At 59.4% G+C, this 15,276-nt stretch carries 14 protein-coding genes; 5 read left to right on the forward strand and 9 right to left on the reverse strand.

Going from position 1 to position 15,276, the window contains the following annotated elements:
• Positions 1–208: 208 nt before the first annotated feature.
• The 4 genes from M0D69_RS10345 to M0D69_RS10360 all read right to left on the reverse strand — a co-directional run bounded on the left by M0D69_RS10345 (position 209) and on the right by M0D69_RS10360 (position 6,262).
• Positions 209–3,325 carry an EAL domain-containing protein gene (locus tag M0D69_RS10345; protein WP_301781933.1) on the reverse strand — a complete coding sequence of 1,039 codons (3,117 nt, stop codon included), beginning with the start codon at positions 3,323–3,325 and terminating at the stop codon, positions 209–211.
• The gene (locus M0D69_RS10350) at positions 3,322–4,116 is read right to left on the reverse strand and encodes an ABC transporter substrate-binding protein (RefSeq protein WP_301781934.1); all 795 of its coding nucleotides are present in this window, start codon (positions 4,114–4,116) and stop codon (positions 3,322–3,324) included. The genes M0D69_RS10345 and M0D69_RS10350 overlap by 4 nt, the downstream gene beginning before the upstream one ends.
• Before the next feature lie 728 nt (positions 4,117–4,844).
• A complete protein-coding gene (locus tag M0D69_RS10355; RefSeq protein ID WP_122178009.1) occupies positions 4,845–5,249 on the reverse strand; it encodes an FKBP-type peptidyl-prolyl cis-trans isomerase in 405 nt (134 codons plus the stop codon).
• Positions 5,250–5,356: 107 nt separating this feature from the next.
• Positions 5,357–6,262, reverse strand: coding sequence for a LysR family transcriptional regulator (locus M0D69_RS10360; RefSeq protein WP_301781935.1), 906 nt, complete (start codon positions 6,260–6,262; stop codon positions 5,357–5,359).
• A gap of 103 nt (positions 6,263–6,365) precedes the next feature.
• Between M0D69_RS10360 and M0D69_RS10365 the strand changes: the two genes are divergently transcribed.
• Positions 6,366–7,433 (forward strand): alkene reductase, encoded by a 1,068-nt coding sequence (locus tag M0D69_RS10365; RefSeq protein WP_301781936.1) that lies wholly within the window; start codon positions 6,366–6,368, stop codon positions 7,431–7,433.
• A 44-nt stretch (positions 7,434–7,477) separates the two neighbouring features.
• On the opposite strand, the gene M0D69_RS10370 is transcribed toward M0D69_RS10365, so the two are convergent.
• On the reverse strand, positions 7,478–8,398 hold the full coding sequence (locus M0D69_RS10370; protein ID WP_301781937.1) for a LysR family transcriptional regulator: 921 nt from the start codon (positions 8,396–8,398) through the stop codon (positions 7,478–7,480).
• A gap of 125 nt (positions 8,399–8,523) precedes the next feature.
• On the opposite strand from M0D69_RS10370, the gene M0D69_RS10375 reads away from it, so the two are divergent.
• Together M0D69_RS10375 and M0D69_RS10380 are read left to right on the forward strand one after the other, a co-directional pair.
• Entirely contained in the window at positions 8,524–9,273 is a 750-nt protein-coding gene (locus M0D69_RS10375) for an SDR family NAD(P)-dependent oxidoreductase (protein WP_301781938.1), read from the forward strand.
• 54 nt (positions 9,274–9,327) lie between these two features.
• Complete coding sequence (locus tag M0D69_RS10380) at positions 9,328–9,867, forward strand: carboxymuconolactone decarboxylase family protein (protein ID WP_301781939.1); 540 nt, start codon at positions 9,328–9,330, stop codon at positions 9,865–9,867.
• Positions 9,868–9,958: 91 nt separating this feature from the next.
• On the opposite strand, the gene M0D69_RS10385 is transcribed toward M0D69_RS10380, so the two are convergent.
• The 3 genes from M0D69_RS10385 to M0D69_RS10395 are packed head-to-tail and all read right to left on the reverse strand — an operon-like array spanning position 9,959 to position 12,292.
• A complete protein-coding gene (locus M0D69_RS10385; RefSeq protein ID WP_301781940.1) occupies positions 9,959–10,354 on the reverse strand; it encodes a nuclear transport factor 2 family protein in 396 nt (131 codons plus the stop codon).
• Positions 10,355–10,407: 53 nt separating this feature from the next.
• Positions 10,408–11,523, reverse strand: coding sequence for an alkene reductase (locus M0D69_RS10390; protein WP_301781941.1), 1,116 nt, complete (start codon positions 11,521–11,523; stop codon positions 10,408–10,410).
• 49 nt (positions 11,524–11,572) lie between these two features.
• Complete coding sequence (locus tag M0D69_RS10395) at positions 11,573–12,292, reverse strand: hypothetical protein (protein ID WP_301781942.1); 720 nt, start codon at positions 12,290–12,292, stop codon at positions 11,573–11,575.
• 315 nt (positions 12,293–12,607) lie between these two features.
• Here M0D69_RS10395 and M0D69_RS10400 point away from each other — a divergent pair, with 315 nt between their 5' ends.
• Complete coding sequence (locus M0D69_RS10400) at positions 12,608–13,516, forward strand: LysR family transcriptional regulator (protein WP_301781943.1); 909 nt, start codon at positions 12,608–12,610, stop codon at positions 13,514–13,516.
• A gap of 114 nt (positions 13,517–13,630) precedes the next feature.
• Here the strand turns inward: M0D69_RS10400 and M0D69_RS10405 are convergent, their stop codons facing one another.
• Entirely contained in the window at positions 13,631–14,197 is a 567-nt protein-coding gene (locus M0D69_RS10405; protein ID WP_301781944.1) for a TetR/AcrR family transcriptional regulator, read from the reverse strand.
• 187 nt (positions 14,198–14,384) lie between these two features.
• On the opposite strand from M0D69_RS10405, the gene M0D69_RS10410 reads away from it, so the two are divergent.
• A complete protein-coding gene (locus M0D69_RS10410) occupies positions 14,385–15,053 on the forward strand; it encodes a glutathione S-transferase family protein (protein ID WP_301781945.1) in 669 nt (222 codons plus the stop codon).
• Positions 15,054–15,276 lie beyond the last annotated feature (223 nt).

Raw genomic sequence — 15,276 nt, forward strand, 5'->3', positions numbered from 1 at the left:
TTGGGAGGCGTTTTCTTTGCTTCTGTTTCTTTTTCGCCGTTGGAAAAAGAAATGACGTGCCGCCACGCACAGTGGCTAATAGTGATAAATAGAATAACTAACTTAAACCGACCGCAGGCCTAAGCAGCAGCAACCCAGCATCCCCCCGCCCCTTACGCCCCAAAACCCCACCAACCAGCCCCCCGAGTGCGAACGAAAAGAACCTCGTTCATGCACGGACCGCTATCGACCTCAACCGCCCCTTGCCCGCAAACTCTTCAAACCCTTCAATAGGCAACGGCCGACAAAAATAGAAACCTTGATAGGCATGACAACCCGCGCTGGCCAAAAAGTCGCGTTGGGCTTCAGTCTCCACCCCCTCGGCGATCACCCCCAAACCGAGGCTCTGCGCAAGCGCCACAATAGTCCTGGCAATCGCGGCATCATTCGGATCGACAAGCACGTCGCGCACAAACGACTGATCGATTTTCAACTGATCCAAAGGCAGGCGCTTCAAGTACGAAAGCGACGAATAGCCGATACCGAAATCGTCCAGCGAAAAGACCACGCCCCGTGCCTTGAGCGCGACCATCTTTTCAATGATGTCCTGCACATTGTCGACCAGCACGCTCTCTGTGAGTTCCAGCTTGAGCCGGTTCGGGTTAGCACCTGTTCGACTGATCACCATCAGCACCTTGTCCACGAAATCAGGTTCGCGGAATTGCTGCGCGCTGACGTTGACTGCAATCGTGAGATGGGCCATGTCCGGCCGGACGGCCCATAACGCCAGTTGAGCACACGCGTTTTCCAGCACCCAATTTCCCAACGCAAGAATCAGCCCGGTCTCTTCAGCCAGGTGAATGAAATCGGCAGGCGGAACGAGACCGCGCTGGGGATGCTGCCAACGCACCAGTGCTTCGGCACCCATGACCCGGTCGCCGTCGATCACCTGAGCCTGGTAATGAAGCACGAACTGATTGCCCTCGAGAGCCTTGCGCAGACCCGCCTCCATCGCGGCTCGCTCCACCACGACGGTCTGCATGGCCGGGTCGAAGAAACACAGCGCGTTGCGCCCCAGTTCCTTCGACTTGTACATGGCGAGGTCGGCCTGCTTTAGGAGCTCGTCGATGGGCGTCTGATATCCCCTGAACACGGCAGCACCAATACTCGCGGTACTGCGGTAGTCGATCTCGTCGAGCTGATACGACTTGCCAAGCACCGCGAGGATTTTTTCACCCACGGCCTCAGTCTGGCTGGCAGCCTCTTGCCAGGTGTCGTGCAAGCTTCCCAGCACCACCACGAACTCGTCGCCGCCCACCCGCGCCACGGTGTCGCCATCGCGTACGCTGGCCGCGAGACGCTGCGCCACCTGTTGCAGCAGCAAGTCGCCTTTGTCGTGACCCAGCGTGTCGTTCAAAGTCTTGAAGTGATCCAGGTCGATGAACAGCAACGCCCCGCACGCACCGGTTCGAGCGCTGACCGTGATGGCCTGCGTCAGCCGATCCAGCAGCAAGGTGCGGTTGGGCAAACGGGTCAGGGCATCGAAGAAGGCCAGTTCCTTGATTCGTTCTTCCGCGATCTTGCGTTCGGTGATGTCGTGGTGCGTGCCCACATAGTGGCTGACGACCCCGCCCTCTCCCGTGACCGCCGAGATCGTGAGCCATTTCGGATAGACCTCGCCATTCTTGCGCCGCCCCCATATCTCGCCCTGCCAGCCACCCATGCGGTGGATCGTCTCCCACATCCCGGTGAAGAAAGCTTCGTCGTGATGGTGCGAGCGGAGCAGTCTCGGGGTCTGGCCCACCACTTCTTCAGCCGTGTAGCCGGTACATTCGGTGAAGGCCGAATTAACCCGCAGGATGGTGTTGCTGGCGTCGGTGACCATCATGGCTTCGAGCGAATCGAAGGCGACCGCGGCAATACGCAGTTCAGCCTCGACTTGCTTGCGATCGGTAATGTCGCGCCCGCTGGTCCGAAAGCCTGTGAACACGCCTCTCGCATCCGTGATCGGAACCCAGGAAACGGACAGCCAGACCAGCGAGCCGTCCTTGCGGACACAGCGGAATTCAAGGTCCTCGCCGCGAAAGCCCTGAAGGCCCTTCAGGAACTCAGGGGCAACACGAGGCATGTCCTCGGGGTGAATCAGCGTGCCGGCAAAGTCCGGCATGGCCATGCATTCCTCGACGGTATATCCGGTGTAGTGCTCGACCGATGGATTGATCCAGCGTGGCTTGCCGTCCGGTCCCCACCAGACTTCCCAGTTGACCGTACAGTCGGCAATGGCGCGGAATTTTTCCTCGCTCTCGCGCAATTCGCGGGTCATCGTGGAAGCCAGCCGCATGGCGCGGCCGCGGCCAGTCACCATCAACCAGGCAAGTAGCGCCAGCAGCAGGCTCAGGCCCGTACCGGTGACGGCGATCAGCATCTCGGCGTTACGGCCGAAACGGCCCTTGAAGTCGTCCTGGGTGCTCATCGAGAGCGTCCAGTTGTGCCCGGGCACAACCAGGTACTCAACGGCCGAAATGGCCGGAGGCAGGTGCTGCTCGCCTGTGTCGGGGGATCGGTACAGCAATGCCGCCTCGGACGGTTCGACGCCATCGTAAATGGCTAAAGCGAGGCCGGGCAGCGGATCGCCGTAAAGGCTCGCGATGACGTCGTGCATGCGAAACGAGGCGTAGACCCAACCGGCCAGATGCGCCCTGCGCTCGGCGACGCTGTCGTGCGGCTGGCCCCGGGCGTAGATCGGCAGGTACATGATGAAAGCCGGTTTCGCGTCCGGCCCGGTATCCACGCCCAGGCGGACCTTCCCGGACACCGCCACCATGCCGGAATCACGCGCCTTCTCCATGGCGAGCCGCCGCACAGGGTCGGCCCAGGGGTCCACGCCAAGCGGGATGCGATTGCCGCCAATAGGCGGTTCGCGCTGCACGATCGGGGCGTAGTTTTCACGCGAGCCACCCGGCCGGATGGTGTAGCCGGTGAAACCCAGCTGGTGCATCGCGGTGACATGCGCGTCCTTGCGCGCCGCCGGCACCCATTGGACGACCCCGATCGCCTGAATGCCGGAAAAGTTGGCATCGAGATTGAGCGCACGGACGTAGTCGCGAAAGTTGTCTCGGTCCATCATGCCGGTGGCGGCGAACAGGCCCTGCACGCCGCGCAGCATCTGCTCGTAGGTCGACATGCGCTGTTCGACGCGACTCACCGCGTCGCCCAGCGAAAAATTGAACTGGGAGAGCAACTCGTTGCGGGAGGCTTGCCGTTCGTGATCCCAGACAATCCAGGTAACGCCGAGTGCGGCGGACAAGATCAGCAAGGGCAGCAAGACCAGACGCGCCCAGGTCACGGGGGTGCCTGGAAATCGACCATGGATTTAGCCAGGTCGGGTTTGAAGTACTTCTCGAAAATGCGGAGAACGGTTCCATCCGCGCGCATCTCGTTCACCAGCGCACGCCACTCATCCTGCTCGGCCGGCGACAGCGCCTTCTTCGACATGATCAGGCCATGCGGAATGGCGGGATCGTTGAACTCGATGATGGTGGTGACATCGCGGATCTTCTTTTCATCGAGCGCCGGGTAGTCGAACGGCTCCATGATCATGCCCTGGATGCGGCGGTGGATCAGCGCCTCATACAGCGGTGCCAGACCACCCGCCTGGCTGACGCGGTTTTCAGCCGAGAGTGTGTCGACCAGCCGGTTCGCAGAGTCGCTATAGCGAAAGCTGCGGATCACGCCCAGTTGAAACTGGTCGCTACGCTCGAAATCGGCCAGCTGATGCATGCCCGCGTCCTTGCGCACCAGCAAATAGTATTTGTTGCTGAAATACCAGGCGAAGGAGGCAAAGCGGTTGCGATCGGCGTTGGCAATACCGGACAAGCTGAAATCAAGCGCGCCGGATTCGATCAGTTGCCAGATACGAGCGCGCGACATGAGGCTGACGCCAATTTTGCAGCCGCTTCGGCGGATCAGTTCGTCGGCGAAGTCCTTGTCGATGCCTGTGTCGGTATCGGCGGAATAGAGCAGGCCGTGATCGTGCAGCGCGAGCGTAAAGGGGCGTGAGCAATCGGGCCCTGCGGCGACCGCGCGGCCCAGACATGACATCGCCAGCAGCAAGCCGCCCAGAATGTGTCGGATCACAGCGTCGCCGTGGTGGTGGAAGTGACTAAAATACAGCCCTCTTTTTATTAACACCGGTCTCAAAGGCATGTTTAGTCATTTTTGCCTTCGACGACGGGTTATGCAGGGAGACTTTTTATGACGCACCTAATTGCGTACCCGATCTGTCGCTCGGAAAAACGACAGCAAATCCCATCAATCGGGCGGTTCCGGCAGCTTGTTAGTTTGGTAAAAAAATGATACGCCTCGTGAATTAATGGTACCGGACGTGTATTAAAACTGCAACCAAGGCCAAACGTTTGCAAGTCGTGAGGCCGCAATCATTTCATATGCGGCCGTGGGCGCGCTGCCGCGCACTGTACTTGGCGCAGGTGACAGATCCGTGTGGCTGGCAGCGAGCTGGAAAATTCTTATTTCGCGTCTCTCTATCCTCTGATTAAACGCGTGGCCATCATGACGGCAAGGGGCGTTACTCATATAGGAAATACCGTTTGCCCTCGAAATGGAATTAAGCGTTGACTCACATCGGCATATCCGCCTAATGACGTTCGACAATTGATTCTGAAGGAATTTGGCCGATTAGAGCGCCGCAGCAGATATGCGCCCTTGCATGCGCAGCGCCTGCTCTTTGCAGCGAATTTCGATGAAAAGCAATGCAATTGCAATAACAAAAGTTATCGCAATTGCATAAGGCGCGCGGCCCTCACGCGTGGGTGGAAGTGATCGCGCGCCGTATAGACGTCAGGGCGTCAGTTGCCGATTTTCAGCAGCTCGACTTCAAACGTCAGCGTGCTGTTCGGCGGAATCGGACCTACGCCACGGTCGCCGTATGCCGTCGCCGGCGGGCATACAAGCTTGGCCTTGCCGCCAACCTTCATCTTCTGGAGGCCTTGCGTCCAGCACGGGACGACTTGGCCGAGCGGGAATGATGCGGGCGTACCGCGCTTGTACGAAGAGTCGAATTCGGTGCCGTTCGCGAGCGTGCCGCGATAGTTGACGGTCACGGTATCTGCCGCAGTAGGCTGCGGCCCGGTACCTTCTTTGATTTGCGTCACGGTGACGCCGGAAGGAAGCGTTTCTGTCGCTCCCGTAGCGGCATAAGCAGATGACGAAGCGATAAAAGCAAAAGTGAGCAGCAGCGAAACTTTTTTCATAAAGCGTCCAGAGCGTCCCGAAAGTGGGGTGTTGTTAGCAAAATGCGATGTCGATGAAGCCAAGCGCCGAACACATTAGCACGGACGCGCGACGGTATGGCAGACCCTTACTTCGAGGCGGCCTGATGCAGCCGGGCCTTGATGAAATCGATGAACAACCGGGTTCTCGCCGGCAACAGGCGAGTATCAGTAATCGCATGTACCTGGACAGGCGCAAGACTCCAGTCTGGCAGCACCCGCCGCAGCCGGCCCGATGCCACCTCCTCGCGCGCGAGCTCCGTATCGAGTACCGCGATGCAATCACCCAGAATTGCCAACGCGCGGCTTAGCCCGACGCTATTCATCCTGAAGCGGGGCGCAATCGTTACATTGACCACTTCGTCGCCCCGATAAAAGGTCCTCAGGACCTCCTCCTGGTTTTTCGTCCCCTGCACGATGCACACCACGTGATGAATTAGGTCATCGGGATGGAGCAGCGGCGGCGCAGCCTTGAGATAACCGGGCGATGCATAGAGATAACGCGGCAACAGCCCGATCTGGCGTGCGACGAGCGTTGAGGGCGCCGTCGGCGGTGGACCGATGCGAATGGCGAGGTCGAACGGCTCGCTCTGCAGATCCACGCGGCGCGGCGTCAGGTCGAATTCGAAACTGATCAACGGATAAGCCTGGGCGAACTCGCTGAGGATCGGCGCGAAATAGCCAATAGCGAGATCGACCGGCATCGACACACGCAGCGTGCCGCTGGGCCGCTCCACCACATCGACCAGGGATTCGTGCGCCATACGCGCTTCCTCGACAATGCTCTGGCAACGCTTGAAATACACGTCGCCCGCAGCGGTGAGTTCGACCTTGCGTGTAGAGCGATGAAGCAGCTGCAGGCCAATCGTCTTTTCCAGCTCCGCGATATGGCGGGACAGCGTCGAATTGGGCATATCGAGCGCTTCCGCTGCGCGCCTGAAGCTTTTGGTTCGAGCCACCTCCACGAACAAACGCATATAGCTCAACACTTCCACGATGATTGCTCCACTGGTGGATTACTGTTTCCAAGTATAGCTATTTATCCCTTATATGGATCAATGCACTATATCGATACCCCTTCACAAACAAGGAATCGACATGAACCCGCTCTTCAGCACTACCCGAATCGGCCGCTACACGCTTCGCAACCGCCTCGTCATGGCGCCAATGACGCGCTCCCGCGCGGACGACGCCACCGGCGTGGTCGCAGACATGGCGGCGGCTTACTACGGACAGCGCGCCGGCGCTGGCCTGATCATTACGGAAGGCACCTATCCCGCGCCGATGGGCAAGGGTTATGTGCGCACGCCGGGCATTCATTCCGAGTCCCAGATCGAGGCATGGAAGCGCGTCACCGCCGCCGTTCACGCCAAGGGCGGAGTGATCTTCCTGCAGCTCATGCATACCGGACGTATCTCCCATCCGAGCCTCTTGCCGGGCGGCGCAACACCTGTTGCCCCTTCGGCGATCCAGCCGGCCGGCACGGTGTTCACGGCGACGGGACCGCAGGAACTTGTGCGGCCGCGCGCTCTGGAGACTGGTGAGGTGGCGGACATCGTCGAGGAATATCGGCTCGCCACGCGTTACGCGTTGATGGCCGGCTTCGACGGCGTTGAATTGCACGCGGCTTCCGGGTATTTGCCGGAGCAGTTCCTGTCGTCGGGAACGAATCAGCGGACTGATGCGTACGGCGGCTCGCTTGCCAATCGCGCGCGCTTCATTGTGGAAGTGTTGAGTGCGATGTCTCAGGAAGCGGGCAGTGACCGCGTCGGTATCAAGATCGCGCCTGAAATGGGCTTCAACGATGTAAGCGATGCATCGCCGCAGGAGACCTATCACTATCTCGTGCAGAAACTCAACTCGCTCAAGCTCGCGTATCTCCATGTAGCCATGACGGGGAGCAAGTTCGACTATCGCGCGCTGCTGCGGCCGTTGTTCGATGGCCCATTTTTATCGGGCGGCGGGCTGACCAACGAGACCGCGCAAGCGCTGATTGAACAAGGTCACGCCGATGCCGCCGTATTCGGGAGCCTGTATCTCGCCAATCCGGATTTGCCACAACGTTTCCTCGCCGATGCACCGTCCAACACGCCAGACCGGAACACGTTCTTCTCGCCCGGTCCGAGCGGGTATATCGACTATCCCGCACTGGAGAGTGCTCAATGAACCGCGCCCTTCGTATCAACGCCTATTAGAAGCACCGTCGTCCTTCAGCTACGGGCCATCGCCTTGCCGACATGCTCGGCGAATGCTTTGACCTTGGCTGAATGCCGGCGCGCAAGCGGGCTCACCACATGGATCGGGATAGGGATCGTTTCCCAGTCCGGCAACATCCGCTGTACTTCGCCACTGGCCAGTTCATCATCGAACAGCCAGGTCGGCGAATATCCGATACCCATACCCGCGAGCACCGACGCCCGCATCACCTCACTGCTGTTGGTTTGCAAATTGCCTTTGACGCGCACAATGCGCGCAGTTCCCGCCGGATCCACCGCGCCGGGCCCTGCCGTAAAACTCCAGGCGTTGCGCATCGCCAGTTCGGTGTAGACGATGCAATTGTGATCGGTCAGGTCGTCAGGAACGCGGGGCACCTTCGTTCCTTTGGGCAGTGAGCGCACGTAGCTGCGATGCGCCATCAGCATCCGCTGGGTCGTTCCCACGCGACGGGCAATCAGGCTGCTGTCCGGCAGATCGCCGATGCGCACCGCGACGTCGATCCCCTGCTCCACGAGATCGATAAAACCATCGCTAAGACGCAGGTCGATCTTCACGCCGCGATGCTCCGCCAGAAACGACTGAACCAGCGGCATGAGCTTCAGGCGCCCGAAGCCGACCGAAGCCGCAATCCGCAGCCAGCCCGTCAGTTGCTGCTCGCCGCGTCGCAACGCGCCTTCGGCCTCCGCGATCTCCGCAAGCAGGCGCCGCGCCTTTTCGAAATAGTGTTCACCTTCTTCCGTCAGTGCGAGCGAACGCGTGGTTCGCGTCAGCAGTCTTGCGCCCAGCTCGCGCTCCAGCGCCGCGACCTGTTTGCTCACTGCGCTCTGCGTTGTGTCGGACTCGTGCGCGACCGCGGAAAAGCTACCCGCCTCCACCACGCGCACGAAAGTCTTCATTGCCTGAAGCTTGTCCATTTTGCTCAATATATTCCTGCGGGGAATTAGTTATATGAGCATACACCGTCTATATCGTTAATTCGGAATCAGTCAAAGTTCAGTCATCGCTCACGCGATTTCACCCAACCTGAAGGAGCACTGATATGAACCAACCTGTCGTCCTTATCACTGGCGCGCTGACCGGCATCGGCCGCGCCACCGCCCTTGCCTTCGCCCGCGAAGGAAACCGCGTCGTCGTCAGCGGCCGTCGCGAGGAGGCAGGCCAGGCGCTTGCCGCCGAACTGCGCGCCCTCGGCGCCGAAGCCGAATTCCTGCGCGCCGATGTGCGCTTCGAAGCCGAAGTGCGCAGCGTGGTCGAGCAGACCGTCGCGCGTTTCGGCCGCATCGATGTGGCGGTCAACAACGCCGGCACTGAAGGTCAACTGGCGCCGATCGTCGAGCAGACAGCGACCAACTACGAAGACACGTTCTCAGTCAACGTGCTCGGCACGCTGCTGTCGCTCAAGCACGAGATGCGCGTGATGCTGGCGCAGGGTGCGGGCTCGATCATCAACCTCTCGTCGATCGCGGGCCAGGTCGGCATCGCGGGCGCGTCGGTCTACGCGGCCAGCAAGCATGCGGTCGAAGGCCTCACGAAAAGCGCGGCGCTCGAAGGCGCTGCCGCAGGCGTGCGCGTCAACGCCGTAGCGCCGGGTCCTGTCGCCACCGAAATGCTCGACCGCTTTGCCGGCGGCAGCGAAGAGGGCAAGGCAAGCTTCCTTTCCACGATACCGGCACGACGCGCCGCCACCCCGGACGAGATCGCCCAGACGATTGTCTTTCTTGCGAGCAACAAGGCGCGCTACCTCACCGGACAGAACATTGCGGTCGACGGCGCCTACACGGCGCAATAACGCCCGGATTTTTTCAATCAACTTTATTCATCTTTTTTGCCAAGGAGTATCACCATGACCATGATCAATGTCCCGATGCGCGAAGAAGTCTCCCCGGCTAACCAGGCCATCTTCGACAAGCTCAAGAGCAGTCTCGGCACTGTGCCCAACCTGTACGCAACGCTTGCTCATTCGGAGCATGCGCTCGGCAGCTACCTCGCGTTCCAGAACGCGAAGAGCAGCATTAGCGGCAAGGCACGCGAAGTCGTCAACCTCGTGGTCAGCCAGGTGAACGGCTGCGAATACTGCCTGGCGGCCCACACCGTCATTGGCAAGATGAGCGGTTTCACCGACGAGCAGATCCTCGAGATCCGCAGCGGCAGGGCGAGTTTCGATGCGAAGTTCGACGCGCTCGCACGGTTGGTGAAGAACATCGCGGTCAACCGCGGGCACGCCGATCAGGCACTGGTCGATGCGTTCCTCGCCGCGGGCTGGACGAAGGCCAATCTGGTCGACGCGATCGTCGTGATCGGTGACAAGACGGTGACCAACTATCTGCACGGGACAACTCGCGTACCGGTCGACTTCCCCGCTGCTCCTCAACTTCCCGCCTGATGGTTGCAACCGGGTGAGCCACGGACGTAACGCGATGAGCGCGACGTCCGCCTCACCCGGCTAACTGAAACCGACCAATCGGGCGTCTGGTTCAGTTGGGGAAATGCTCGCCGAACATAGGCAGGCCACTAGCAGAACCTTCAGGGGTTGCTTCATCCTGGAGCACGTCCCAATGCTCGGCCAGGATTCCATTCTCAAGCCGGACGATATCTACCGCGACGAAAGCCACCGCACGGCCGTTGCCCGAAAAGCGGCCATGAACCATGACAAAATTACCTTCGGCCATGATGATGCCGTGTTCATAGACCAGTGTGTCAGGCAGGTTCTTGACGAGTTCGAAAAGACCCTCGCGGCCCGGAGCGATGTGCGCACTGTGCTGGACGTATTGAGGCGACCAGAATTTCGCTGCGGCGGCATAGTCGCGCTGGTTGAAGAGCGTGTCGAATGCTTCAAGGACGATGGCCTTGTTTTCCTCTTGAATGTTCATGGTGTTTCCCTTGGCTTGAGTTGATTGGTTCCTGCCCGTTCAGCAAGTCTTTGTCATACCTGACTGGCAGCTGCCAGCCTCGGATAGTCCGTATAACCCTGCGAGCCTCCCGCATAGGCTGTAGCCCGATCGAACCGGTTCAGCGCAGCGCCCCCTCGAATACGCTCTGGCAGATCGGGATTGGCGACGAACATCCGCCCGAACGCGACGGCATCGGCCAGCTTCGACTCGAGCACCTGGACCGCGGCCTCGGGGCTGTAGCCGCCGGCGGTGATCATCGGTCCATCGAATGCATGACGGAACAGCGCGGCGTTGTTGGCGTTGTCGACGCTCGCGTCGTCTCCAAAACCGGCGGACGACGCACGCGGCTCGATCATGTGGAGATACGCAAGCTCGCGTTTACCGAGTTCGCGGATGACGTAGATGAAATGAGGCACTGTGTCGCTGTCGCTCAATCCCCCCAGGTTGCCGTGTGGCGAGAGACGCACTGCGGTGCGATCGGCGCCGATGACGTCGATGATTGCGTCGACGACCTCAAGCAATAGCCGGGTCCGGTTTTCGATCGAGCCGCCATACTCGTCGTTGCGATGATTGCTGCCGTCCTGCAGGAATTGATCGAGCAGGAAGCCGTTCGCGCCATGGATCTCGACACCGTCGAAGTTGGCATCGAGTGCATTCCTCGCGGCGTTCCAGAAGGCCTCGACGATCTCCGGTATCTCATCCGTTTCCAGCGCATGCGGCGTCTCGAAGGGCGCCTGCTGAAACGCTGGCGTATAGGCGAGGCCCGGAGCGGCGATAGAAGAAGGCGCGACGGGCGGGCTGCCGTCGGGGTTGTAACTCGAATGCGACCAGCGCTCATGGTGAACGATCTGGAGTACGATCAGGCCGCCCTTGGCATGGACGGCTTCCGTGACACGACGCCAACCGGCTATCTGGTCCGGCGAATAAATGCCGGGCATCTGCGGATACCCGTGCGCATTGGCGCTGATCGCTGTCGCTTCGGTCACGATAAGTCCTGCCGAGGCACGCTGCGCATAATATTCGGCGCTGATGGGCAACGGCACGCCACCGGGACCTGCACGCATACGGGTAAGCGCCGGCATCACGATACGGTTGGGCAGCGACAACGCGCCCAGTTGGAGCGGCACAAAAAGATAGTCGGCAGACATGGCGAGACTCCCGGTCGAATGCGGTACGGCGCTAAAGACGCGTGGTCTGTCAGCTGAAGGTCAACTGGCCGAAGTCCAGTGAAACGAGCAAGGGCTCGGGCACCTTCTGCATGTTCTCGTCATGGGCGTAGATGCGCCGCTTGGTCGGCATCTTGATGCCCTGGAATTCGCGATAGTCGCTGACGTAATTGGCGCCGCTCGCGCCGCCCAGGATATCGACGGTGTAGTCGTGGCGCCGCATCAGTCCGTCGGGGCCGAAATGGGTGATCTGCGTTTTTGTATGACTATGGATATGAGCGGGGAATGTCACCTTGAGGCGGCGCCATTCCTCGCCATTCTCGTGCCACGGCTCGATCTCTTCGCTCTCGAACCCCGGGTAGGTGTAAAGGAAGGGCGACGTGAGATACGTCCACAGCGCCTCGCTGGCGAAATAGGTGGCGTGGAACTTGTCCCACGGCGTCTCTTGTACATGGCCGGCGTAAGCGGCCTCGGGATCGTAGCGGCTATCGAGCAACTCTCCATCCAGCGTTTCGAGCGACATGCGGCCCGGAACGAACACGCTACGCTGACCGGGTGCCGGGAACGGCGTGATCGTCAGCAACTGCTTATGCGTGTCGATCTCCAGGACCTTGTCCTTGAATACGCCGGGTTGCTGCTTGACGTGCCAGATCGCGCCGTCGATCGATACTTCGGCCTTGAGGCGGGTAAACATGTTCCAGCGATCCAGGCCGCCATGGGCGTCGATAGCGAAAGCAAGCAGGTCGTTCATGGTGGGCAATCTCCTGTGTAAGAGAACAGCATGTAAAGACGATTTGGATTCGTGCTGTCGATGGATGCAGATTACGGCGATCGCCTTCGCACCAGTAGCCGGTCTTTTTCGCTATCACTTATGTGATTTACACACGAGTCCAGTTGAATGCCGCCCGAGGGATGAGTAACGGCCGCCGTGACTTGCGGCAGGTCGATTGGATGGCTGCGCGACCGGTAGCCGATGATTTCGGCTATCTTTTATGTCCGTGGCGCATTAATTACCCTGCCCCGATAGCCAACGCCGGTGCTGCTATTCCGTTCCAAGAGAACCTTGATGAAAGACATATTCGCACTCAAGCTCTACACCCGCGTCGCCCGGCTGGGGAGCTTCTCGGCCGCAGCCCGCGAATGCGGCCTGTCTCAGTCGCAGGCATCGCGCATCATCGCCGAGCTGGAAGCGGGGCTCGGCGCCCGGTTGCTCTCACGCACGACGCGAGCGGTCGTGCCAACTGAAGCGGGTTCCGAGTTCCTCGCCCGAATGGAGCCAATCCTCGCCGCTCTGGACGAGGCGGAACATAGTGTTCGCGAAGGGGGTGAGCTGCGCGGGTTGCTGCGGATGAGCATGCCGACGAGCGTAGCAATCCGGGAAGTGATCCCGCGCCTTACAGCGTTCACCGCGAGGCATCCTCACCTGCAACTCCAGCTTCTGCTCGAGGACCGGCGGCAAGATCTGATTCGCGATGCCGTCGATGTCGCGATCCGGCTCGGCCAACTCCCGGACTCTGGCGCGACAGCGAGGCTCATCGCAACAATTCCCCGCATGATCCTTGCGGCCCCCAGCTATCTCGAGCGCGCAGGCATACCGGTTACACCTGACGATCTCGTTGGACATCAGATCGTGGGGGGGCCTGCAGCATCGGTACCTGGGGCGTGGAAGTTCGAACGCGATGGCGAGACGGTGGTCGCGGACGTCCAGCCGTATTTCACAACGAACGAGAACGAAGGTGCCGTTGCCGCCGCGGTGGCCGGTTTCGGCATCACGTCCACCACTGGATGGGCGTGTCGTCGCGAACTGGACGACGGGTCTCTTGTCCCGCTACTTGTGGACTGGGAAACCGCTGATATTCCCGTACACGCCTACTTCCCAATGGGCCGTGCGACGCGCGCAGCCGGTCGCGCCGTCGTCGAGCATCTCATTGCCGACCTCCGGGCGAATGCGGAAACCACGTGCTCCGTTTCCTGAATCCGGCATGAGTAATTGCATCGGATTCCTCAAAACTTTTACTCTTCGCGTTCAAGTTTTTCCTACATCGCGTCAGATGACGCGATGTAGGAAATGAGACAGGTTAAGGGCACATCAAGGGAACAGCCCGGCCGCCCGATATGCCGTAACCGCCCGGTCGAACAGTGCGATGTCGTCCCGGCCTCTTGCAATGAGCTGAGCACCTTCGATCGCAGCGAAGATTGCAAGCGCCTGGTGTTGAATTGCATCCTTTCCTGCTTTCGATTTTCGAAGCGCAAGGACTTCAGTCAACCATTTAACGTTCACGTTGATGAATCGGTCCACCTCTGCTCGCACTTCCACGGGCAAGTCGTCGTATTCGGCAGACATGAGTCCAACAAGGCACATTCGATTGTCATTGAGCAACACCGAGCGAAAGATGGCCGTATAACCGGTCATGCATTTGTGAGCATCTTTGGAGGTGGCAAGCAATTTTTCGAGTGCTGCGCTTCCATCGTCTGTATAGCGTTGCGCCAGGGCGGCGCCAAGATCACCTTTTGTAGGAAAGTGGTGATGGATGCTCGCGCTGGACACGCCCACCTCTTTTCCGATTTCACGAAAGCTCAATGCGTTGTAGCCGTGCGCTTGCACCATGAGCCGCGCCACACTCATGATTCGTTCTTTGGTGTCTGTGGTGGTCATCGGACGCCTTCATCTACCAATTGAGAGTTGTTGAAAGGTAAGTAGTTTTTTTGAGTATATCTCTACCGATAGATAAGCACAATCGTGCTGCTTAGCTATCGATAGATAGTTATTGACATCGTGACTTTCGCGCTCCATGCTTGGTCCCACGCTTTACCTATCGATAGATAACATGAAGGAATTGATCATGAAAATTTACGACACCCCTGGCTTCCCGAATCCAGCCCGCATTCGCATCGTCCTCGCCGAGAAGGGACTGGATTCCCAAATCGAATTTGTGAAGGTGGATCTGTTTGCGGCCGAGCACAAGCAAAGCGCTTTTCTTGCCATCAATCCGACGGGAACGGTCCCCGTCCTCGAACTCGACGATGGCACGTTTATCTCGGAAGGCGTCGCGATTACCGAGTATCTCGACAACCTGGACGCAAACCCCACACTCACCGGAAAGACACCGAAGGAAAAGGCGGTCATCCACATGATGCAGAAGCGGGCTGATGATCAACTCATCGATGCCGTCGGCATTTATTTTCACCACGCAACACCTGGACTGGGTGCTCGCCTGGAAGCCTACAAAAGCCCCGAGTGGGCGCACAGGAAGGAATGGGGCGACCGGCACCATGAGAAGTTCGTGCGCGGCATGAAGTACTTCGACGGCGTTCTTAAAGTACAGCCCTATGTGGCTGGCGACGATTTCTCGATGGCCGATATCACGGTCTATGCCGCGCTCATGCACGGCAGCGCAGCAGGCATTGCGATTCCGGACGACTGTTCAGCCTTGTCTGCCTGGCACGCAAAGATGTCATATCGGCCGAGCGTGAAGAATCGAAGCGGACAAGTGATGGAACTGCCGGCCTGACACAGCCCGATGCCCTTGTGTACCGGGGCATTGCGGCCGCTAGTTCCGATCGCTGCATTGCTATTCCACGGTGACTGGAGAACTACCATGAAGCATTTCAGCAAGGTGTCCGGCTTTCGTTTGAGTCTTATCGTGGCTGCTTTCGCAAATTACTTATAACTCTTTATTTATCGTTATCATGAAAATCATTAATTATCGAAAATTGTCGGCGGACTCTACTCTG

Source organism: Caballeronia sp. SEWSISQ10-4 2, from assembly GCF_030464885.1.
In the GTDB taxonomy this organism is placed as follows: Bacteria; Pseudomonadota; Gammaproteobacteria; order Burkholderiales; family Burkholderiaceae; genus Caballeronia.

Excerpts from the sequence above, each read along its gene's own strand:
- M0D69_RS10355 (WP_122178009.1), bottom strand. The coding sequence starts at position 5,249 with ATGAAAAAAGTTTCGCTGCTGCTCACTTTTGCTTTTATCGCTTCGTCA.
- M0D69_RS10365 (WP_301781936.1), top strand. The coding sequence starts at position 6,366 with ATGAACCCGCTCTTCAGCACTACCCGAATCGGCCGCTACACGCTTCGC.
- M0D69_RS10370 (WP_301781937.1), bottom strand. The coding sequence starts at position 8,398 with ATGGACAAGCTTCAGGCAATGAAGACTTTCGTGCGCGTGGTGGAGGCG.
- M0D69_RS10375 (WP_301781938.1), top strand. The coding sequence starts at position 8,524 with ATGAACCAACCTGTCGTCCTTATCACTGGCGCGCTGACCGGCATCGGC.
- M0D69_RS10380 (WP_301781939.1), top strand. The coding sequence starts at position 9,328 with ATGACCATGATCAATGTCCCGATGCGCGAAGAAGTCTCCCCGGCTAAC.
- M0D69_RS10385 (WP_301781940.1), bottom strand. The coding sequence starts at position 10,354 with ATGAACATTCAAGAGGAAAACAAGGCCATCGTCCTTGAAGCATTCGAC.
- M0D69_RS10390 (WP_301781941.1), bottom strand. The coding sequence starts at position 11,523 with ATGTCTGCCGACTATCTTTTTGTGCCGCTCCAACTGGGCGCGTTGTCG.
- M0D69_RS10395 (WP_301781942.1), bottom strand. The coding sequence starts at position 12,292 with ATGAACGACCTGCTTGCTTTCGCTATCGACGCCCATGGCGGCCTGGAT.
- M0D69_RS10400 (WP_301781943.1), top strand. The coding sequence starts at position 12,608 with ATGAAAGACATATTCGCACTCAAGCTCTACACCCGCGTCGCCCGGCTG.
- M0D69_RS10405 (WP_301781944.1), bottom strand. The coding sequence starts at position 14,197 with ATGACCACCACAGACACCAAAGAACGAATCATGAGTGTGGCGCGGCTC.
- M0D69_RS10410 (WP_301781945.1), top strand. The coding sequence starts at position 14,385 with ATGAAAATTTACGACACCCCTGGCTTCCCGAATCCAGCCCGCATTCGC.